Source organism: Paenibacillus sp. IHB B 3415 (genome assembly GCF_000802655.2).
GTDB lineage: Bacteria > Bacillota > Bacilli > Paenibacillales > Paenibacillaceae > Paenibacillus_AQ > Paenibacillus_AQ phytohabitans.
Window position 1 is genome coordinate 1 of the sequence record NZ_JUEI01000130.1, and the last position, 20,665, is coordinate 20,665.

The window sequence follows — 20,665 nt, forward strand, 5'->3', positions numbered from 1 at the left end:
TTGACTACGAATCAAAAGGCCGGGAGTTCGAATCTCTCAGGGCGCGCCATTATTACTTCCTGAATACTCAAAGTGTCCTCAGATTCGAACGAGTTCGTTGGAGCATAAGCTTCGATAACACAACTTCGCAATCGGATGCATAGCATCCGCATCTCTCAGGGCGCGCCATTATTACTTTGCAGTATAGCTTTTATATTAACGGGATGTAGCTCAGCTTGGTAGAGCACCTGGTTTGGGACCAGGGGGTCGCATGTTCAAATCGTGTCATCCCGATATTTCACCTTTGCGGGTGTAGTTCAATGGTAGAACTTCAGCCTTCCAAGCTGATAGCGTGGGTTCGATTCCCATCACCCGCTCCATATTAAATTTCATAGTTTCGGGATGTAGCTCAGCTTGGTAGAGCACCTGGTTTGGGACCAGGGGGTCGCATGTTCAAATCGTGTCATCCCGATATTTCACCTTTGCGGGTGTAGTTCAATGGTAGAACTTCAGCCTTCCAAGCTGATAGCGTGGGTTCGATTCCCATCACCCGCTTAAATAATAGTTATAGAAACCCTTGATATTCAAGGGTTTTTGTTTGTTTTATTCTAGGGACACGACAGGTTGATGCTGTTGTGTTTTTTTAGCATGGGGCGGAAGTATTGCTTACTAAAAATACATAGTATATGCTGGTGGCCGCTCTATGCGCTGGTAATGCTATATTTTGCAGACAGCCATGTTTATATAGACCTGTTATATTAGAACTATGGAATTACAGGCACTATTTACTTGGAAGTTGAGGAGCATTTATTATGACAGACAAAGTAATACGGATCTTCAAGATCATTAACGCCATCCAGTCGAATCCCGGGATTACGGCTGCGGATCTGGCATTCCGGTGCGAGGTGAATATTAGAACGATTTATAGGGACCTGGATGTGATCAGTCATTTTGCACCGGTGATGAATGAGGGGAGAGGAACGGGGTATAAGTTTATGGGGAAATTCTTCTTATACCCGCTGGATTTCTCCGAGCAGGAGGCGATGGCCTTCTCTCTGCTGCCCTCCGTGCTGGCTCCCGGCAAAATCCCCCCGGGTTTTCTATCTGCCTTTGACAAAGTCATGGGCACACATCTGAAGGAGAAATCCAAACAGAATGGAATGCTTGAGAATATTTCAGATATTATTCAAATGGGCAAGCCTGCTTACCGCAAGGAGAGCCGGAATTTCCTGCAGCCGCTGATCGGGGCGATTATGGAGCAACGGCGGATTCGTACGGTATATCACTCGCAATTGCGGAACGAGACAACGCAGCGGGAGATTGATCCTTATTATTTGATTCCGCGTGACCAGAGATTCTATCTGATTGGCTATTGCCACCTGAAGAGGGCGATCCGGACGTTTCGCATCAGCCGTTTTCAGCAGGTAGAGGTGACGGATACACCCTTCGACAAAGGGGATTTTAATATTAAACAGTATCTGAAAAATACCTGGTCGATTGACCGGGGCAATAAGAATACGACCTTCAAAGTGCGGTTTCATTCGGAGGTAGCGCGTTATATCAAAGAAGAGGAATTGTTCGTGCACCCGCGGATGACCGACGAAGAAGACGGAAGTCTGCTGTTTGAAGTCACTGTCAATAACGACAAGGAATTTATTAAGTGGATTCTGCAATATGGCCCTAACGCCGAGATTCTTGAGCCGGTATCCGCGAGACAGGGACTGAAGCAGCAGCTGGAGCAGTGGATGAATGTGTATCATTAGGGAATATACATAGAAAAATGCAAATACGATGATCCCAAGAAACCCCTGACTTATGAAGTCAGGGGTTTCTTGGCGCTGAATGGTGCAAGTAGAGTTACTCCGGTACCACCAGTCCCAATCCGTCCGCGATACGCCGGCCAAATTCCGGATCGGCTTTGTAGAAATGGCCAATCTGGCGAAGCTTGATCTCATCCGACTCGACTGGAGTCATCGCTCCTACAATATTGCGTACGAGCCGGGCACGCTCCTCTTCATTCAGCAGACGATAGAGATCACCCGGCTGGGTGTAATGATCGTTGTGATCATAAGGGACACTGTCTGCTTGGCCGGAGACTGCAAAAGCGGCCGGTTTATCCTGCGGCGACTCGGTTGCCCCGCCGAAGCTGTTAGGCTCGTAATACACGGAGCCTCCGCCGTTATTGGTGTGATTCAGCGCGCCATCCCGCTGATTATTGTTCACCTCGGCGATGGGCCGGTTAACCGGCAGGTGGTTGTGATTCGCTCCTACCCGGTAGCGGTGGGCGTCGCCGTAGGCGAAGAGGCGGCCCTGGAGCATTTTATCAGGAGAGGCTTCTATCCCTGGCACAAATGATCCCGGAGAGAAGGTAGCCTGCTCCACTTCAGCGAAGTAGTTCTCCGGATTGCGGTCCAGCACCATGCGGCCCACCTCAATCAGCGGGTAATCCTTCTGGGACCATACCTTGGTGACATCAAACGGGTCGAAACGGTAGGTGTCAGCATCCTCTACAGGCATGATCTGCACATGCAGTCTCCAGGCGGGGAAATCCCCTTTGTCGATCGCATTGAACAAGTCCTCTGTATGATAATCCGGGTTATCACCGGCAATCTGCGCAGCCAGATTAACATCGAGATTCTTGACGCCCTGCTCTGTTTTGAAATGGTATTTCACCCATACTGCCGCGCCTTCTGCATTCACCCACTTGAACGTATGGCTGCCGAAGCCGTGCATATGACGGAGGGTGGCCGGTATGCCGCGGTCAGACATCAGAATGGTAACCTGGTGCAGGGATTCAGGGGAGAGCGACCAGAAATCCCACACAGCGTTCGGGTTCTTCAGATGCGTCTGCGGGTGGCGTTTCTGGGTATGGATAAAGTCCGGGAATTTGATCGCATCACGGATGAAAAAGACAGGTGTATTGTTGCCGACGAGGTCGTAGTTGCCTTCTTCGGTGTAGAATTTCACGGCAAAGCCACGCGGATCACGCACGGTATCGGCAGAACCCAGCTCCCCGGCTACGGTAGAGAAGCGGATGAACATTGGTGTGCGCTTACCGACTTCAGATAAGAAGGCAGCTTTCGTATATTGGGAGAGATCCTTGGTGACTTCAAAATAACCATGGGCACCGGCACCTTTGGCATGGACGACACGCTCAGGAACACGTTCCCGGTTAAAATGGGCTAATTTCTCCAGCAGATGAACATCCTGCAGCAAAGTGGGTCCGCGGGAACCGGCTGTCATAGAATTCTGGTTGTCACCTACCGGGGCACCCCAGCTTGTCGTTAGTTTGTTATTGCTCTCACTCATGAATACAGTCACCTCGTATTAGGATTTGATTTTAGATTAAGTATAAGTTTTATAATAACAAAAAATTAAATAAAATCAATCCTTTTTTATAATCATTATAATTAACAATATGCGGAAGAAGTTGTGATCATGATAGGGCGGACTGCCTCTGGGCAGGAATATATCTGAAAGTATTGGAGGGCAGGGAAGAGGGAGGCATGAATATGAAGAAGTAAGGTGAAATCGTCAAAAACCCTCTACGTTAGGCGTAAGAGGGTCTCTATTGCTGCCATCAGTCAGGAATGCGGCCTGTATCTGATAAGCGCATGTGAGCGTTAATTATTCGTACAGTTCCAGCTCGCCTACAGAAGTGGAATAAGCGCCGTTGTTGGCGGTAATGACCAGCCTGTAGCTGGTATAGTCACCTGTAGAAGAGAGGTTGAAGTAGTAAGAGGAACCCGGATAATAAAGGCCAGACTGGCTGCTCAGAACGACCCAGCTGCTACCGTTACTGGAGCCCTGTAGGGTCCAGGTTTTTGGCACATTCGCCTGAGGCTGGGATGAGGTGGTAAGCCTATAGCTGCGGACTTTTTTGGAAGTGCCAAAGCTGTATTGCAGATATCCTGAACTGCCGCTGGAAGTGGAGTAATAGGTGCTGTAATCATGGTCAAAAGCTTTGTAGGCTTCATGGAATGCCCATTCGCTGCTGGCGGAGGCGGTACCCGCCGGACTTGTGTTGGAGGTCATCACTGGAACAAGATTGCCGGCAGCACTGGCTCCGGTTAAACTGATCGCAGAAGCCATAAGCAGAGTCCCCAAGCCGATACCTACTTTTTTGAAGCTGCCCATTCGTTGCAATTGCATTTGCCCATCTCCCTTTGTAGTGGTTTTACCTGCTTCACTTGTGCGTGTTTGGCCTAAATAAACTCCCGGGAACTTCTAGCCGCTCATCGCGTACCTTATTGTGCAAACGTTTGTTGCACACTATCAATGTAACCCAAGTGAACTGAAAATATTGTCGGAATTGGACAAGCAGCCAAAAAAAATTAGTTTGAGAAACTGGTTTCACCAAGAGTAGGATATTTACCCGGAATTCTGCTGGAAAGCAGGTTAAATGAAGATGATTGAAGATGATTAACGTTATTAAAGGTAAAAAATATTAAATGAAAGCTCGTGGAACCTGAAAATTCCCGCCCGCTGAAGCGGGCAGGAGGGAACGAAGAAAGGGCATATAGGAGGAAGCTACAGAACTGCGGACGCCAATCAGTCTTTGATGTACATCCGGTTATAGTATTCATCCAGCATGCGTTTGGTGGCGAACTCGGTGCGGGTGGTCTCAATGCTGCGGTGCATCATCTGTACCCACTTGTCCTTGTTCTCATAGAAGGTCGGCAGAACACGGTTCAGGAGTGTATCGTACAGGGCATCGCTGTCGTGCTGGTCAAGCACCGCGAAGTCCGTAGTCTCGAAGCCGTCACCAATTTGCCAGCCATTCTCACCGTCGATGCAGGCTTCCGGCCACCAGCCGTCGAGGATAGAGCAGTTGAGGACGCCGTTCATGGCGGCCTTCATGCCGGAGGTTCCGCTGGCTTCCAGCGGTCTGCGCGGATTGTTCAGCCAGATATCGGAGCCGCGGGTGAGCTGGGCCCCGATGGTCATATCGTAGTTTTCCAGGAAAACTACGCTTTTCGGATATTTTTTCATCATGGCTACGAGGTTGCTGACGATTCTCTTGCCGTTATCATCCAGCGGATGCGCTTTGCCGGAGAAGACAATCTGAATTCGGCCGCTCTCCAGGTAAGGCTCAATCACCTCGGGCTGGGAGAAGATCAGGTCGCTGCGTTTGTAGGGAGCGGCGCGGCGGGAGAAGCCGATGAGCAGGTTGTCGGCATTCAGGGCAATCCCGGAGCGTTCCTCGATGAAGCCGATCAGCTCCTGCTTGATCTCCTTATGCACAGCCCACAGGTCGCCGCCTTCTTCAAAAGCACGCGTCATCCGTTCATCCACCCAGGTAGGCGTATGAATTGCATTAGTAATGCCGATGATCTCGGACCGGCCGGCGACCTCCTTCCACATTTTATTGGCGGTATCGGCATGGAGCTGGGCAACGGCGTTCGAGATACGGGACAGGCGCAGGCCGGCCACCGTCATGTTGAACGGTTCTCCGCCGATCCGTTCCATCTGCGCGCGGGTTAAGCCGTTAAATGCACCCATGTACTCCAGACGGTCGAGCGGATGGGTCTCATTACCTTCCTTGATCGGTGTATGTGTAGTGAACACAACCTCTTCCCGTGTAGCTTTCCAGGCTTCCTCAAAAGTACTGCCGCCGGACATCTTCTCACGGATCAGCTCAATTGCAGCAAGGGCCGCATGCCCCTCGTTGAAGTGATAGACATCAATCGGAATTCCCAGAGCACGCATGGCTTTGACGCCGCCGATCCCCAGGACAATCTCCTGGGCAATGCGTTCTTCCCCGAACCAGCCATACAGCTGGCCTGTGATCCAGGCATCACTGTTCTCGGGAATATCGGTGTCCAGCAGATAAAGCGGGCTGTTGCCGAAATGCTCTGTTTTCCACACTTTGCAGACGACATCGGTTTTTCTGACTTTTACCGTAACCTTGACGCCTGTATCTTCAAGGAACTCATACACATAATTATGGTAGGAGTCGTACGGATTGCCGTTTGCATCAATTTTCTGGTCCGTGTAGCCTTGTTTCCATTTGAGTCCGATGGGGATGACAGGAGCGCCTATATCCTTGGCACCTTTGATGTAATCTCCGGCCAGAATGCCCAGGCCTCCGGCGTACATTTTGAAGTCTGAATGGAGCCCGTACTCCATGCTGAAATAAGCTACTGACGGCAGTTGGTTCTCGTTCACTTGATAAGCCTCCTAAATATGATTTAGATTATTATTGGCCAAGCTGCAGGCTTTATCTAAGATGCAAACGTTTGCTCAAAAGAATATGCTAGGCTCTGGAAGCGATTGCACACCTATTCTAGCATATTTGTCTTTAAAAAGCACAGCGAAGTTTTGATGAAAAAAAGCTGCCAAAGCTTCCATTCATAAAAATTTGATTAACCTGGCTGAAGGCCATAAGATAAGAGGATAACAACCAGTAACGCCGGTGCCGTCCCTTCCATGGAGAAGGTAGCCTTAATGGCGAAGAAACAATGGAAATAAACCAAGTGGTGGTGTTCATGTTGAGTATAGTCGTAATTGGAAGTCTGAATATGGATATGGTAGTACGCGCGAAACGGGCTCCGGAAGCGGGCGAGACGCTGTTTGGCCAGGAGTTCGCATTGTCCCCCGGCGGGAAAGGTGCCAATCAGGCCGTTGCTGCAGCCAGACTTGGCGCGGAGGTAACAATGATCGGCAGAGTGGGCCAGGACTCTTTTGGCAGCGGACTGCTGGAGGTTATGACACAGGAGCAGGTTCACACCGGATATATCACGCAGAGTGAGTCACAGGCTACAGGAGTCGCCTCCATTGTGGTGGACGGAGAAGGCGAGAACCGGATTATCGTGGTCCCCGGTGCGAATGTTGAGATGAAGCCGGCCGATATTGAAGCACTTGAACCGGTTATCCGCCAAGCCGGAATTGTCGTCATGCAGCTGGAGACGGATCTGACTATGGTAGAGGCTGCGGCTGCCGTTGCTTCCCGCCATGGAATTCCGGTGATCCTCAACCCGGCACCGGCTCAGCCGCTCGGAGATGAATTGCTTCATCATGTGACTTACCTGACTCCGAATGAAACAGAGGCGGGCATTCTGGCCGGTATTTCGGTAGAGAGTGTGGATGATGCGGAGCGTGCGGCACGGATTTTGCTACAAAAAGGGGTTCAGCATATTATTGTCACACTGGGCTCCAAAGGGGCGCTGATTGTGAATGCCGCCGGCAGCCTGCATGTTCCCGGGTTCCCGGTACAAGCTGTAGATACAGTGGCGGCGGGCGACTCCTTCAACGGGGCGCTGGCCTGGCAGCTTACTCGCGGGAAAACGCTGGATGAAGCGGTCAGATTCGCGAATGCGGTCGGTGCACTGGCGGTTGGCAAAGCGGGAGCGATCCCTTCGCTGCCAAGATTACAAGAGGTGAAGCAGTTCCTGCAGGAAGCTGCTGATGCCGAGCCGGGCGCACAGTAGATTTAGCGTAAGGATCGTGTAAACGGTCCTTTGAGATTCGTAAGTTCATTCTGTATAAGGCAAAAATGTTGCAGGTATTGCAACTTGAATCCATAAATACCGCGTTGTCCGGACGGATTGTTGTATGAAATACAAGAATTGTTTCTTTATTCTGCTTGGTAAGGGGAGAATATTGCCTTTTATACAACAATTCCGGATTCTGGTTAATATATTGCGGGGATTGTTGTATTCTGTGCAGGATTGTCTAACCAGATACAGAATGCTGCGGATAAGCGAGCCGGGCGGTTAATTCACAGGCTTAGCCTGATACATAAGGAGCTGAAACGATGAGCGGTACAGTAACCGTTAAGAATGTAACCCTTGGGGAGGGGATGCCCAAAATCTGTGTTCCGCTGGTCGGAACAACGTTATCCGAGCTTCGGGAAGAGGCGGAGGCACTTAAGGCTCTGGCTCCGGATGTGGTGGAGTGGCGGAGTGATTACTTCGGCCAGGTGGAGGATATCGCAGTGGTAACGGGGCTCCTGGAGGAAATCCAGCAGATTCTGCCGGAGATCCCGCTGATCTTCACGTTCCGCAGCGCCAAAGAGGGCGGGGAGAAGGAAATCTCCACAGAATATTACTTCCGGCTCAACAAAGCTGCTGTGGAGAGCGGATACGTTGATATTGTGGATGTGGAGTTGTTTAACGAGGAACAGGAGGTCCGCGGGCTGATTGCCACAGCGCATGACAATGCGGTATTCGTGATTATATCGAATCATGATTTCCATGGCACGCCGTCACAGGATGAAATCGTCTCCCGGCTGCGCAGAGCGCAGGAGCTTGGCGGAGATCTGCCGAAGATTGCTGTGATGCCGCAGAGTGCGGGGGATGTGCTGACCCTGCTGGCGGCGACAAACAAGATGCAGGAGCAGTATGCGGACCGTCCGATCATTACGATGTCGATGGCCGGAGAAGGCGTAATCAGCCGGCTTGCCGGTGAAATCTTCGGCTCGGCGCTGACCTTCGGGGCGGCGCATAAGCCTTCGGCACCGGGGCAGGTAGCGGTTGCCGAGCTGCGAAGTGTGCTGGAGCTGCTGCACCGCAGCTTATAACTGCTGCTGCAATTGCCTGTTCATACGCAGTAGAAGAGAATGGGGTGTTTCCGAGCCGCTTAAGCGGCCTGGAGCACTCTTTTTGTTTGATCCGGAGAAAGTGGGCAATAGAAGGGGAACGAGAGGAATATTGGATTTGGCGGCAGGCGGGCAGAATGAGGAAAGGAGAGGGGGGTTCCCTTTAATTTCACCCTAACGTCCACTTTCGGCGGAATCAGAGGGGGTTATGCCATCTCTCCGGGTTCAAATACAAGCCCAATCTGCCCCTTACGGACACCACAGCCCTTAACCACTCCTAATAGGCCCATTTGACGGGTTTACGGACACCACAGCCCTTATCCCCCACTTTTCATAGGCCAGCTCCACTTTTCGGGCGGAATAAGGGCGATGGTGTCCGTAAGGAATGGCACTCACAATCTGCCCCTTACGGACACCACAGCCCTTAACCACTCCTAATAGGCCCATTTGACGGGTTTACGGACACCACAGCCCTTATCCCCCACTTTTCATAGGCCAGCTCCACTTTTCGGGCGGAATAAGGGCGATGGTGTCCGTAAGGAATGGCACTCAGGTACTTTCCACAGGCTTAACGTCTCTGCTGTCCGTAACGATGTATAGTTCACACTATTAAGAATAAACTGGAGAATTACGAGGAGCGAGGGGACATTGGCCAGACGCAGAGTTTGAATCTGCGCCTGCCTATGCCCTACAATGGAGGCAGCCGGATTAAGAATAAGCATGCATACACGTGCATGCAGGCAGAAAGGCGGAACGCCAATGACAGAATCTATCCTGGTTGTTGAGGATGAGGTGAGAATAGCCCGTCTGCTGCAGATTGAGCTGGAGTGTGAGGGATACCGCGTATCCATTGCCGGCAGCGGTCATCAGGGACTTGAGCTGTATCAGGAGCAGCAGCCGGATCTGCTGCTCCTGGATGTAATGCTGCCCGGATTCAGCGGAATAGAGCTGCTGCGGCGTATCCGGGCGAGTGATGCCGATACTCCTGTGCTGCTGCTTACGGCTAAAAGCTCGGTAGAGGATAAGGTATCGGGGCTGGATTTAGGGGCAAATGACTATATTACCAAGCCTTTTCAAATAGAGGAGCTGCTGGCGCGTGTCCGCGCTGCGCTGCGGCTGGCATCAGGACGTAAGACAGCGGAAACAGACTCCTGGCTGAGAGCGGATGATCTTGAGCTGAACGAAGCTACACGTGAGGTAATGCGGGCGGGCAGAAGGATTGAGCTGACTCCGCGGGAGTTCGATCTGCTGGTGTTCCTGCTGAAGAATAAGCGCCAGGTGCTGAACAGGGAGCAGATTATGACAGCCGTCTGGGGATACGATTATTACGGGGATACGAATGTCGTGGATGTCTATATCCGTTATGTCCGCAAAAAGCTTACGCAGGATAATCAGGAAGAACTGATCCATACGGTGCGGGGCATCGGTTATGTGCTGAAGGACTCCCTATGAAGCTGCGGAGCAAAATCTATCTGTACTCCAGTGTGCTGTTTGCTGTACTGCTTGTCATCATGAACCTGTTCATTTACCTGATGTTCAGCCGGTTGTCGACAGATACCCAGCTGGAGCAGGCTGCTGCCGAGACAGCCAGGGTCGCTGCTGATATGAGAAGGGCGGGAAGCGGAGTAGCGGCACCGGAGCTGCTCCGGGCCTATGTGCCGATTGAAGGGATGCTCCGGCTGCTCGCGCCGGACGGGAGCGGTCCTGCGCCTGTCACTTCAGCCTCCGAACAGGAGATCAGCCGGCTGAAGCCGGTCTATCATCCTGAGAAGCACACTGGAATTCTACAGGCGGGCGGGCGCTCCTATGCATTCGTGAGTGCTCCGGTCATCTGGACGGACGGGAACGTCATGAATGTCCAGATGACCAAAAGTCTGGAGAGCACCATGAGTACACTGCGGGTGCTGCGGATTGTGCTTGCCGGAGCCACGCTTGTTGCACTGCTGCCGCTGCTGCTGTCCAGCCGGTTGCTGTCGGGGCTAATTATGCGACCTATCGTGCAAATGACAGTTACCATGCGGGAGATCAAAAACAGCGGGAAATTCCGCAGGCTTGCGCTGAAGGAGACCTCCGGGGATGAGCTGGTGGAGATGGGGCGTACGTTCAACGAGATGATTGCCCTCCTGGAGAGCAATCATGTGAAGCAGGAGAAATTCGTCTCGGATGCTTCACATGAACTGCGCACACCGCTGACGGTAATTGAGAGCTATGCCAGTCTGCTGAAGCGCAGAGGGCTGGATCATCCCGAATTGTTCAATGAATCGGTTGAAGCCATTCATTCTGAAGCTGTCCGGATGAAGGAGCTGACCGAGCAGCTGCTGCTGCTGGCGAAGCATCATGAGCATTGGGATCTTGAGATGAAGATGATCGATTTGGAAGAGCTGGCCCGCGCTTCGGCCAGGGTTTTTCATAATGCGTACGGGAGGGAAGTAACCGTCCACTCCAAGGGCCCGGTTGAAGGCTACAGCGATGAAGCGAAGCTGAGGCAGCTGCTGTTCATCTTCCTGGACAATGCCCGCAAATACAGTGATGAGGCGATAACTGTCAGCCTTGAAGCTTCCGGGCAGGAGCGGGTTATAGTCATTACGGACCGGGGTATCGGGATTCCTCCGGAGGAGCTGCCTAAGATATTCGACCGTTTCTACAGAGTGGATGAGGCAAGAAGCCGCGAGGGCGGAGGTGCAGGCCTGGGGCTGTCGCTTGCAGCAGAGATTGCAGGCGCGATTGGTGCCAAGCTGTCCATGAATAGCACTATAGGTCTGGGAACCTCGGTGATGATCCGGATTGCCGCTGAGAGCAGGGGAGGACAATGAACAAGCAACGTGAGAATACGAAACGAGTGAATAAGAGCCTTCTGTACAAGGCGGTCATTATTTTGGCTGTGCTCCTCGTGCTGGTACTAGCTGCACTGTGGATATTCGGTAATGAATCCGAACAGCTGCTGTCCAGGGAACAGGCGGAACAGGCAGTGCTGAAGGAATATGCCGGAACGTTAGAGAGTCTGAGGCTGCAGTCCGGAAAATATGTGGCGGAGCTGAAGACTGCGCAGGGATTATATGAGCTGAAGCTGGATGGAGCCACGGGTGAGATCCTCTCCATAGTATTGCTGAAGCGCGCAGCAGAGCCAACTGTTCAGCCTACACCCGCAGCCTCTCAAGCCCCTGCGGGCGGAGCAACTGCTGCACCGTCACCAGTTCCGTCCCCGTCAGCGCAGCGTGTGGTCTCAGAAGACGAAGCGGTCCGGCTGGCATTGCAGGAAGTAGCGGGGGAACCGGATGATGTGGACACCGGAATCAATGACTCAGGCGCATTTTATCTGGTGGAGATTAAAACTTCAGACGGACGTGAAGCCGTAGTTCAGGTGAACGCCATCTCAGGCAGCATTATGTCAGTTACGTGGGAAGAACCGGATGGAGATAACTCCTGAGCCTTTTTCTAAGACAAGAATTTATATGTTTTGGGGCCCCCGCAAAGTACTTGAGTAAACATCGAAGCTATAACTCCACTTTGTGGGGTTATTTTTCTCATCAAATTCTAATGTTCCTCCCGCTGTCCTCTCATGTTGGGCCGTTATAGTTACTACATGAGCAGCACAGATTGAACTTAGGAGGCGGCAAAGATGAAGAAAAAAGTATGGAGCAGTATAGCGGCAGCAGCATTGATTCTCGGAGGTGCCTACGGTATCGGCGAGGTTAAGGGCGGTACTGCGGCAGCAGCCGCATCGGTGCAGAGTCAGAGCAAAACGCTGATCGGTGTAAGCAAAGCCGAAGAGATTGCCTTGAAGGCGGCACCGGGACAGGTAGAGAGCATTGATCTGGAAAAGAAACTCAGCGGTACGTATTACGATGTCGAGATCCGGCAGACTAAGCAGGAAATGGATGTCCGGGTAGATGCGTACACGGGTAAAGTGATAAGCGTGCGCAAAGAAACAGATGACGACGATGATAACTATGAAGTTGCTGCTACAGCACCAAGCGGAACGCTGATTACAGCAGCCAAAGCAGCCGAAGTAGCATCAGCCTCAGTGAAGGGAACGGTAGCTGAAATTGATTTTGACCGGGATAATGGCGGAGCCGTGTATGAGGTGGAGATCAGAAACGGACGGGTCTCGACGGAAGTGGGAGTCGATGCGTATACAGCCAAGATTGTGTACACAGATGTAGACTCCGACGACGATGATGATTGAGCCATAGACATTAATGTTGGATACAGTATTATAAAAAAGAGGCAGCCGGATCTGACGGCTCCTCTTTCTTTGGGGAACATCACATTACTGCTTCGCTCCCGTATACACATGTACAGCATCCCGCAGGAACCCGGCCAGTCCGGGACGGCGTTTGTCGTAATAGGCGGTAAAGCGTTCATCATCGACATACATTTGCGCTACCCCAGCGTGAGCTTCCTTGGTGTAGGTATCCCAGTAGAAGCTAAGCCACTGGCGGTGCAGGTCAGCTGCCTTCTGCGCAAGCTCACCTGCCGAATCTCCGTCCTCCATCGCCTGCTCCAGCGAAGCGAACATGTCTGCTTCAAGCTGCTGGATGGCAGCATACTGCTCCTCGGTCATGTTCTTCAGCTTGCGGTTCGACTTCTCTACGGCGTCTTCGCCGTACTTCTCCCGGATCTCCTGCCCGTACTTCTGCTCGTTATCGTCAATCAGCTTCTGCTTAAAGCCTGCGAATTTCTCATCATTGCTCATTGTGATTCTCCCTTCGGTGTGTGCAAGTGTCTGCTCGACGTTCGCGATCAGCTGGTCCAGTTGTTGTCTCCGCTGAAGCAGCTTGTCATGGTGCTCGCGCAATGCGCGGGCTCCATCGAAGGAAGGTGATGTGACAATGTCCCTGATCCCTTCGAGGCTTAAGCCCAGCTCCCGGTAAAAGAGAATCTGCTGCAGCCGGTCCACCTCGGCCTGACCGTAGATGCGGTATCCCGAGGAATTGATTCTGGCCGGCTTCAGAATCCCGAATTCATCGTAATACCGCAGTGTCCGCGTGCTGATCCCCGCGAGCGCTCCCAGCTTCTGAACAGTGTACTCCATTGTCATTTCAGCCTCCAACTCTGTCTTGGCGTATACAGCATGGACGTGCTCTAGCATCCCCGCCGTGTAAGCTGCTGCTTACAAAAATTACTGTACACCTTCACGTAACGGCAATGTCAAATCCTAATTTTAGGATAACCCGAGGGCTGGCCGGATAACCAGATAACCGGATAATATCTCAAACAGCAAACAGCAAACAGCAAACAGCAAACAGCAAACAGCAAACAGCGGCAGTCTCCGTAGCTGCTGCTAGGAAACTGCCGCTGCCAAGCGGAGCATGAGGGATGTCTATTTCTTGCCGACCTGGGCGGCGAAATACGCCTGCAGTTCCGCGAGCTTCCGGGGGTCGGCCAGAGCATCTTCAGCAGGGAAGTAATGCTCGGCTACAAGCTCCCAGGTGGGAACGATCTTCTGGGAGGTCATGGCTTTGATGGCGATCTTGACGGTCTTGCGTTCTCTGGCGTTGGAGAAGGTGTCGATATAGTGCTGGGAGCGCCCGAAATCCAGCTCGTTGAAGACCGCACGGAAAATATCGGCCGTCATCTTGGCATCATCCAGCGCGCGGTGTGCAGAGCCGGAAGGCTCAAGGCCAAACAGGGCCATAGCGCCTTCAACGCTGATGTCATTGCTTAGGCCGCGGGCGCGGAGTACGCCTTTGAGCAGATCGAAGTAAGTTGCTTCCATCCAGTAGGCGTCATCGATTTTGTGCATCCGCACGTCCTGGATGATCCGTTTCATATCCTCGCCGCCCCAGGTCAGCAGCAGCACGCCGTCCGTGCTCTGGTCAAGCCAGGCTCTGAAGGCGGCTATCACTTTCGGGAACCGGTCGGCGACATCGATATCCTCTTGGGGGATGCCGGTTTTTTTCTTGATGAAGGAATTGAGGGTGGAGAAGTATATGGGTTTGATTAAGGCAGAAAACTCGCCCTTATATTGCAATGAAGCGTCTAGACGGACAGCTCCGATCTCAATGACCTCCATAGGGTGCTCACTGGCAAATTTGCGGCCGTTGAATTCGATGTCCAGAATAATATAATCCACAGGTAATGCCTCCGTTTCAGTGACTGGCGCTGGATTGCCCGTAATTGCGCCGACATTTCTATTTTAACAAAAAAAGTGCTTGTGTGGGGAATTCGGCGGTGAAATGGCAGATTGATGCAGGAACGGCGGCAATCCGGTGTCGAATAGCTCAGTATCAGGTAATGCCGGAGAACAAAGGAGCGGATGTACATGAACAGACAAATCTATTGGATCGGCTGCAGATGGCAGCCGGACGCTGGAGCAGAATTCCGCTGAACTGGAGCGCTGGTTCGGATTGCAGGGGGATGGCGGGGCGGAATCGGCGGATGCGGCTGAGTAGCCAAATGAACCTAATAAATGATGCCGTGGATGAAGCCCGGGTTGAAGTCCGCTCCGAATTTCATCGTGTGAAATCTAGCCGAAGCGCGGCAGAGGGGCCGGAATTGGGTATTAATCTAAGATGGCCTGTTTTCCGGTAAGGCTTGTCTGTAGAAACAGGAGGGATAGATGTGCGGCTGTATGTTACTGTCAAAAGCCTGGGCAAACGCAAACCGGTGCTTGCCCGGCAGGAATTAGTACTGCAAGGGACTCCTGCTACACTGCAGGAGCTGATTACTGAGATCGTAGTCCTGCAGGTGCAGGGACTTGCGGACAAGCAGGGGCGGGGAGAGATCATTCCTTATCTTACAGGCAATGAAATCGAAGAACAGGGAGAGAACGGCAAGGTTGGCTTCGCGACCATTTATAATGATGAACCGCCGGATACCGGTGAAGCGGTTGCTGCTGCACTGCTTGCTTTTGAGGACGGATTATATAAGGTGTTCCTGCAGGAGCAGGAATGTGCCCTATTAGAGGAGCCGCTGCAGATCCAGGACGGGGGTGAGCTGGTATTCATCCGGTTCACTATGCTGGCCGGAAGACTATGGTAGGAAGACTAGGTAGAAGGGGGAACAGGATATGGCGGTAAGTAAAACTGAGGATCTGGAAGCACAGTGGTATGCGGAGATGGAGAATAAGGCCAAAGGGCTGGATGAAGAAACATCGGGTCTTGCATCTGTCGTTATTGGACTCAGCCGTTTGAATTATTATGGCGGCCAGGAGGAGGAGAGCAAGGCGTGCATGGAACGGCTCAGGGAGCTGGCCGGAGGCGGTACAGATAACGGATTCTATGAACCGCTGCTGACGGCTGTCAGGAAGCTGTTCAGCCCGTATACCGCAGAAGTGATGACCTACATAGTGGAGCATTGTACGGAGTATCCGTACAGCAGGGGATACGTGCGCAGACCGTACCGTACCCGTAATCCTGAGCTGCACAGCGCACAAATTCTGAGCAAACTGAGCTCCCTGATCTTCATGGAGCGGCAGGGTTTCGTCCTTGGAGAGTATCTGCGCAAAAAGGACAACGATACGGATTACAATGTGAGTTACCGCTTCAGGCTGGTCTTAAGCGATGTCATAGCCTATGAGCTGGACCGTGAGGACAGCAGCGGTATGCTGGACGACCTTAAGGAAATGGTCTACGGCGATAACCAGGCAGCGGTGCTGAGCTACGAGGTGATCAAGGGCGTATTCATGAGTCACCGGAAGGAAGCTGTGGTTATGCTGGGCGAGCTGCTGCTGGCTGCCAAGCTGCAGGAGGGTCTGCGCCAATCGCTGGTGGAGCGGATGGATGAAGGAACACTGGATAACAATCTGTACGTGCTGAAGCTGATTCTGGACAATGATTTCATCCGCTACAGTTCTGTCGTGCGCGCGCTGGGCGTGTGGACGGGCATGGGGCTGGAAGCCCAGAATCAACGGGTGGCCAAGAGCCTGATTGAAGGCGCATACCTGGTTCTGCAGGATGAAGCGGTGCGGGCAGCATGGCTGGAGGATGCGAACGCCCATCATGTCTACCTGAGCCTGTGGGCAACAGCTGTGCATGAGGAAGAGGATCTCTATGGACGGATTGGGGTTCTGATGGCCGGAGGGCAGCTCTATCAGAAGATTGTGGCCCAGTATGTGCTGGCGAACAGCCAGAACAGCGAGCTCCGGCTGGAGAGCGCCCGGCAATCTCTGGAGGAGCAGGACCTGGAGCTGCAATACTGGGTTCTAAGCAACTATAGCTACGGCTACAGCAGGCTGTGGAGACCGGACAAGAACGGGCCCAAGCTGGAGCTGCAGCGTTCACCGCAGCTGGGGGAGAAGGCGGCACGAGAGCGGGATTTCACTGCCCTCAAAGCGATGTTCCTGCGCACTCCCCATCGTGAATTAACCGGGGAATCCAAAGTGCTGGATTTCGTCCAGGTGAACTACACCCCGGAGCTTCCGGTGCGCAAAATGCTGTACCTGACCGCGTATGATATGGACAGCGCCTGGATTGCCGAGCTGATTGCACTCAAGGATGAGTTCTCGCCGGATCTGCGCGGTGAGCTGCTGGCCAGCTTCATTAGCGACCCGCTGAATCCGGTGCAGCGTGAATTCGTGTTCGCCAGTCTCGGCGATAAAAGCATGAAGAACCGTGAGCTGGCCCTGGAGCAGGCCAAGGAGTGGACACTTGACGCTGCAGAATTGGTGCAGGCTGAGGCGCTGTTGAAGCTGAAGACCGGATCGCTGCGCCAGAACGTGACCCGGCTGCTGCTCAGCCAGCCGGATTCGGCGCTTGAAGGCAGCATCCAGCGGCTGCTGCAGGAGAAGAACAGCCTGCAGCGCCTGGCTGCGCTGGAGATGGTGACGGTGCTCTTCGAGGATGAGCAGCGCAGCAGCCTGTATGAGGCGGTGCGTCCACAGGTGGAGGCGATTGCCGAGCCTGCGGCGAAGGAACGGGAGTTAATTGCGAAGCTGGCCCGCAGGAATGAATATACAGCGGCCAGCGGGTTCGGATTGTTCAATCCGGACGAAACAGAGCCGTGGCTGACCAAGGGACCCCAGCCTGGAGCATTCAGCTGGCATGAGGTGTTCTCCCTGCCGCTGGAGGAGATCAAGACCTTCCTGCAGGGGCTGGATGAGCAGATTCATGCGCAGCGGGACACGGAATACGTCAGCGAATATTATTCCGGCCAGAAGGAAACGCTGCTGGTCGGTGCGGTGCTGCGCACAATGAAATGGACTATGGTTAAGGACAGGGACAAATCGGCTTCTCAACTGGAGGAGTATCCGCTCCATGAGCTCTGGTCCGCCTACCTCCGGCAGAGCGGCTGGAATCCAAAGATGCTGCTGGAGCTGAACTTCTACATCCAGCTGGATGATCTGGAGGGAACGATGGAGCGTTATTACCGGTACTATAGAGGGTCAATGGATTACCGTGAGCTGAAGAAGCATAAGCTGCTGGAGGGCTGGAGAGCGGAATTCACGGAGCAGGTATATCCGCTGCAGACCATCAGGGATGTAGCAGAGCTGTTTGAAGGGCTGCGGTACGGCAATCAGGTGAAGACTCTGATCGGGGCCTTTTATGCAGACAGTGATAAACTGGATAACTTCAGCCTGGCCGCCGGGGCGCTGAATGCGCTGATGGCAGCGATGCCGGAGGATAAGCTGGAGAGTGAGGCGGCGCTGCTGAATGTGCTGGCCCAGCCATGGCTGAGAATGATGCGGGACCGGGCGGACGGGCCGGAGGATTTCAAGGAGCTGTTCAGATCCTTCTATGTATTCGACCGGATGAATCCGGAGGATGCCGGCACCAGGCTGGAGCTGTATGATTATCTGAAGGCTTACGAAGCGGGATTAATTGGCGAAGGTGAATTGTACAAGGAGCTGCTTGCCGGCCATGACAACCGTCATCACATGCGTACTCTAACCGGCAGGAATGTGGAATGGATTGATGACAGCGAGCGGGTTGCCGGAATCCGCACCGTATTGATTGACCGTCTGCTGGAAATCGAGCTGGCCCGCGGGGAGCTGCCGACCGAGGTGACCCCGCTGGTAATGGGGCTGCAGCAGACCCAGGGAATGGAGTATTTCATCCGTATTCTGGCAGGTCTCGACAAGGAGACCTTCATCCGGGGCTATGTGTACGGCTACGGCGACAGTATCACGAAGAAGGAATCGTTCAGCCATCTGCTTAAGATCAGCCATCCCCGGGAGGGTGAAGACTCTGCGCTCCTGCGGACGATGCTGAAGGATTCCGGTATCACGGAGAAGCGGCTGCTGGAGGCTGCAATGTATGCACCGCAGTGGATTGAGATTATCTCCGGCTATCTGGATTGGGACGGCATCCGCAGTGCCGCGTGGTATTTCCACGCCCATATCAACGAGAGCTTCTCGGCGGAGAAGGAGACGGTGGTGGCGCATTACTCGCCGATCACCCCGCAGGACTTCAATGACGGCGCTTTTGATATGAACTGGTTCCAGTCGGCCTATCAGACGCTTGGACAGAAGCGGTTCGATCTGCTCTATGACTCTGCGAAGTATATCTCTGCGGGTGCGAACCACCGGCGCTCCCAGCTGTTCGCTGATGCCACCCTTGGCAAGCTGAAGCTGGAGGAAATGAAGCAGTCTGTGGAACAAAAGCGTAACAAAGACCATCTGCTCAGCTACAGCCTGATTCCGCTCCGCAAGGACCGGGAGCAGGATATCCGGGAGCGCTATGAGCTGATCCAGCGCTTCCTCGCGGAGAGCAAGAAATTCGGCGCGCAGCGGCGGGCGAGCGAGGGGCTGGCTGCACGGATTGCCCTTGGCAATCTGGCCCGCAATGCCGGATATGCCGATGTTACCCGGCTGATGTGGGATATCGAAGCCCGCAAGCTGGATGAGCTGAAGCCATACTTCGAGCCTCATGCGCTGGATATCGACACCTTCGCCCAGCTGGTCATTGATGAGCAGGGTCAGAGCGAGCTTGTCATTACCAGCAAAGGCAAGGTGCTGAAATCGGTGCCTGCCCGCCTGAAGAAGGATGCCTATATCGAAGCGCTGAAGGAAACGCGGAGCGAGCTGACGGCCCAGTTCCGCCGGGCGCGCCTGGAGCTGGAGCGCTCGATGGAATCAGGCAGCAGCTTCACGCTGCAGGAGATTACCGGGCTCAGCCGGAATCCTATTCTGGCGCCGCTGCTGCGCGGTCTTGTTCTGAAGAGCGGCAGCGCGCTGGGCTACTTCGCGGCCGGTCTTCCTGCGCTGGCGGCTCCATCAGGAGAGCAAGCTGCTCTTACGGATAAAGATGAGCTATTCATCGCCCATCCGCTTGATCTGTATCACAGCGGGCAGTGGAGCCTATACCAGAAGGATCTGTTCGACCGGCAGCTTAGCCAGCCGTTCAAGCAGATCTTCCGGGAGCTGTATCTGCCGAATGCGGATGAACTGGCGAATGGCGGCGTATCCCGCCGCTATGCGGGTCATCAGGTGCAGCCGCGCAAGACAGTCGCACTGCTGAGAGAGCGGCAGTGGACGGTCAGCTATGAAGAAGGGCTGCAGAAGGTATTCTATGGCGAGAATCTGATTGCACGGCTCTATGCCATGGCGGACTGGTTCTCCCCGGCCGATACGGAGGCGCCAACGCTGGAGACGGTCGAGTTCTTCGACCGGACTACGTATAAGAACGTTATGCTGGATGAGGTGCCGCCCCGCCTGTTCTCAGAGGTGATGCGCGATGTGGATCTGGTAGTGAGCGTAGCGCATGTGGGAGGCGTTGATCCGGAGGCCAGCCTGACGACTATAGAGATGCGCCGGGTTATCGTCAGTGAGTCCCTGCGTCTGCTGAAGATCGCGAACGTCCGCGTGGACGGAAGCTATGCCCGGATTACCGGGACGCTGGGCGAATATGCAGTGCATCTGGGCAGCGGCATGAGCTATAAGCAGGCCAGCGGGGCGCTGCATATTATCCCGGTCCATTCGCAGCACCGCGGCCGGCTGTTCCTGCCGTTCCTGGACGAAGATCCGCGCACGGCGGAGATTCTCTCCAAGGTCGTGCTGCTGGCTGAGGATACGAAGATTAAAGACCCGGAGATTCTGGCGCAGCTGAAAGCTTAAGCAGCTGAGTCTGAGCAGGATGGGGTGAGTCGTACGGCTGAGCCTATGCTTCAGCCGCAGAGAACCTATAGCAGGTATGCAAAAAGCACCGGCGCTGAAACTCAGGGCGCCGGTGCTTTTTGTTGTATAGGAAATTAAATAATATAAAAAAC

Annotated in this window: 14 protein-coding genes and 4 tRNA genes; 13 read left to right on the top strand and 5 right to left on the bottom strand. The window is 53.5% G+C overall.

The genetic code is table 11. From position 1 onward, the window contains the following. Positions 1-199: 199 nt before the first annotated feature. The 5 genes from QW71_RS34480 (at position 200) to QW71_RS34500 (ending at position 1,742) form a co-directional block, all read left to right on the top strand. A tRNA-Pro gene (locus tag QW71_RS34480) sits at positions 200-273 on the top strand. Positions 274-285: 12 nt separating this feature from the next. Next, a tRNA-Gly gene (locus tag QW71_RS34485) sits at positions 286-359 on the top strand. An 18-nt stretch (positions 360-377) separates the two neighbouring features. Next, positions 378-451: transfer RNA gene (locus tag QW71_RS34490), tRNA-Pro, on the top strand. 12 nt (positions 452-463) lie between these two features. Beyond that, positions 464-534, top strand: a tRNA-Gly gene (locus QW71_RS34495). Positions 535-791: 257 nt separating this feature from the next. Beyond that, positions 792-1,742: a YafY family protein gene (locus tag QW71_RS34500; protein ID WP_039310140.1), complete on the top strand. Its 951-nt coding sequence runs from the start codon at positions 792-794 to the stop codon at positions 1,740-1,742. 94 nt (positions 1,743-1,836) lie between these two features. Here QW71_RS34500 and katA read toward each other — a convergent pair whose 3' ends face one another. The 3 genes from katA to glgP form a co-directional block, all read right to left on the bottom strand. After that, positions 1,837-3,288 (bottom strand): catalase KatA, encoded by a 1,452-nt coding sequence (gene katA / locus QW71_RS34505; protein ID WP_039310143.1) that lies wholly within the window; start codon positions 3,286-3,288, stop codon positions 1,837-1,839. Positions 3,289-3,606: 318 nt separating this feature from the next. Next, on the bottom strand, positions 3,607-4,131 hold the full coding sequence (locus tag QW71_RS34510) for a discoidin domain-containing protein (protein WP_039310145.1): 525 nt from the start codon (positions 4,129-4,131) through the stop codon (positions 3,607-3,609). 399 nt (positions 4,132-4,530) lie between these two features. After that, positions 4,531-6,147: an alpha-glucan family phosphorylase gene (gene glgP, locus QW71_RS34515; protein WP_039310148.1), complete on the bottom strand. Its 1,617-nt coding sequence runs from the start codon at positions 6,145-6,147 to the stop codon at positions 4,531-4,533. Between the two features lie 320 nt (positions 6,148-6,467). Here glgP and rbsK point away from each other — a divergent pair, with 320 nt between their 5' ends. The 6 genes from rbsK to QW71_RS34545 all read left to right on the top strand — a co-directional run bounded on the left by rbsK (position 6,468) and on the right by QW71_RS34545 (position 12,704). Further along, complete coding sequence (gene rbsK / locus QW71_RS34520) at positions 6,468-7,409, top strand: ribokinase (protein WP_039310150.1); 942 nt, start codon at positions 6,468-6,470, stop codon at positions 7,407-7,409. A 326-nt stretch (positions 7,410-7,735) separates the two neighbouring features. Then, a complete protein-coding gene (gene aroD, locus QW71_RS34525; RefSeq protein WP_039310152.1) occupies positions 7,736-8,500 on the top strand; it encodes a type I 3-dehydroquinate dehydratase in 765 nt (254 codons plus the stop codon). Between the two features lie 777 nt (positions 8,501-9,277). Beyond that, positions 9,278-9,970: a response regulator transcription factor gene (locus tag QW71_RS34530; RefSeq protein ID WP_039310155.1), complete on the top strand. Its 693-nt coding sequence runs from the start codon at positions 9,278-9,280 to the stop codon at positions 9,968-9,970. Further along, the gene (locus tag QW71_RS34535; RefSeq protein WP_039310158.1) at positions 9,967-11,331 is read left to right on the top strand and encodes a cell wall metabolism sensor histidine kinase WalK; all 1,365 of its coding nucleotides are present in this window, start codon (positions 9,967-9,969) and stop codon (positions 11,329-11,331) included. The genes QW71_RS34530 and QW71_RS34535 overlap by 4 nt, the downstream gene beginning before the upstream one ends. Then, positions 11,328-11,945, top strand: coding sequence for a PepSY domain-containing protein (locus QW71_RS34540; RefSeq protein ID WP_052770548.1), 618 nt, complete (start codon positions 11,328-11,330; stop codon positions 11,943-11,945). The genes QW71_RS34535 and QW71_RS34540 overlap by 4 nt, the downstream gene beginning before the upstream one ends. A gap of 192 nt (positions 11,946-12,137) precedes the next feature. Then, positions 12,138-12,704 (top strand): PepSY domain-containing protein, encoded by a 567-nt coding sequence (locus QW71_RS34545; protein ID WP_047014135.1) that lies wholly within the window; start codon positions 12,138-12,140, stop codon positions 12,702-12,704. Between the two features lie 84 nt (positions 12,705-12,788). Here the strand turns inward: QW71_RS34545 and QW71_RS34550 are convergent, their stop codons facing one another. Then, the gene (locus tag QW71_RS34550; RefSeq protein ID WP_039310161.1) at positions 12,789-13,553 is read right to left on the bottom strand and encodes a MerR family transcriptional regulator; all 765 of its coding nucleotides are present in this window, start codon (positions 13,551-13,553) and stop codon (positions 12,789-12,791) included. Between the two features lie 288 nt (positions 13,554-13,841). Then, positions 13,842-14,594, bottom strand: a complete 753-nt coding sequence (locus QW71_RS34555) for a 3'-5' exonuclease (protein WP_039310164.1) — start codon at positions 14,592-14,594, stop codon at positions 13,842-13,844. A 488-nt stretch (positions 14,595-15,082) separates the two neighbouring features. On the opposite strand from QW71_RS34555, the gene QW71_RS34565 reads away from it, so the two are divergent. Together QW71_RS34565 and QW71_RS34570 are read left to right on the top strand one after the other, a co-directional pair. Further along, entirely contained in the window at positions 15,083-15,502 is a 420-nt protein-coding gene (locus QW71_RS34565; protein ID WP_039310170.1) for a hypothetical protein, read from the top strand. Positions 15,503-15,530: 28 nt separating this feature from the next. Beyond that, entirely contained in the window at positions 15,531-20,513 is a 4,983-nt protein-coding gene (locus tag QW71_RS34570; RefSeq protein ID WP_039310173.1) for a DUF4132 domain-containing protein, read from the top strand. Positions 20,514-20,665 lie beyond the last annotated feature (152 nt).

What these genes read in the sequence shown, in the direction of transcription:
- QW71_RS34500 (WP_039310140.1), top strand. Translation starts at nt 792, where the DNA reads ATGACAGACAAAGTAATACGGATCTTCAAGATCATTAACGCCATCCAG.
- katA (WP_039310143.1), bottom strand. Translation starts at nt 3,288, where the DNA reads ATGAGTGAGAGCAATAACAAACTAACGACAAGCTGGGGTGCCCCGGTA.
- QW71_RS34510 (WP_039310145.1), bottom strand. Translation starts at nt 4,131, where the DNA reads ATGCAATTGCAACGAATGGGCAGCTTCAAAAAAGTAGGTATCGGCTTG.
- rbsK (WP_039310150.1), top strand. Translation starts at nt 6,468, where the DNA reads ATGTTGAGTATAGTCGTAATTGGAAGTCTGAATATGGATATGGTAGTA.
- aroD (WP_039310152.1), top strand. Translation starts at nt 7,736, where the DNA reads ATGAGCGGTACAGTAACCGTTAAGAATGTAACCCTTGGGGAGGGGATG.
- QW71_RS34530 (WP_039310155.1), top strand. Translation starts at nt 9,278, where the DNA reads ATGACAGAATCTATCCTGGTTGTTGAGGATGAGGTGAGAATAGCCCGT.
- QW71_RS34535 (WP_039310158.1), top strand. Translation starts at nt 9,967, where the DNA reads ATGAAGCTGCGGAGCAAAATCTATCTGTACTCCAGTGTGCTGTTTGCT.
- QW71_RS34540 (WP_052770548.1), top strand. Translation starts at nt 11,328, where the DNA reads ATGAACAAGCAACGTGAGAATACGAAACGAGTGAATAAGAGCCTTCTG.
- QW71_RS34545 (WP_047014135.1), top strand. Translation starts at nt 12,138, where the DNA reads ATGAAGAAAAAAGTATGGAGCAGTATAGCGGCAGCAGCATTGATTCTC.
- QW71_RS34550 (WP_039310161.1), bottom strand. Translation starts at nt 13,553, where the DNA reads ATGGAGTACACTGTTCAGAAGCTGGGAGCGCTCGCGGGGATCAGCACG.
- QW71_RS34570 (WP_039310173.1), top strand. Translation starts at nt 15,531, where the DNA reads ATGGCGGTAAGTAAAACTGAGGATCTGGAAGCACAGTGGTATGCGGAG.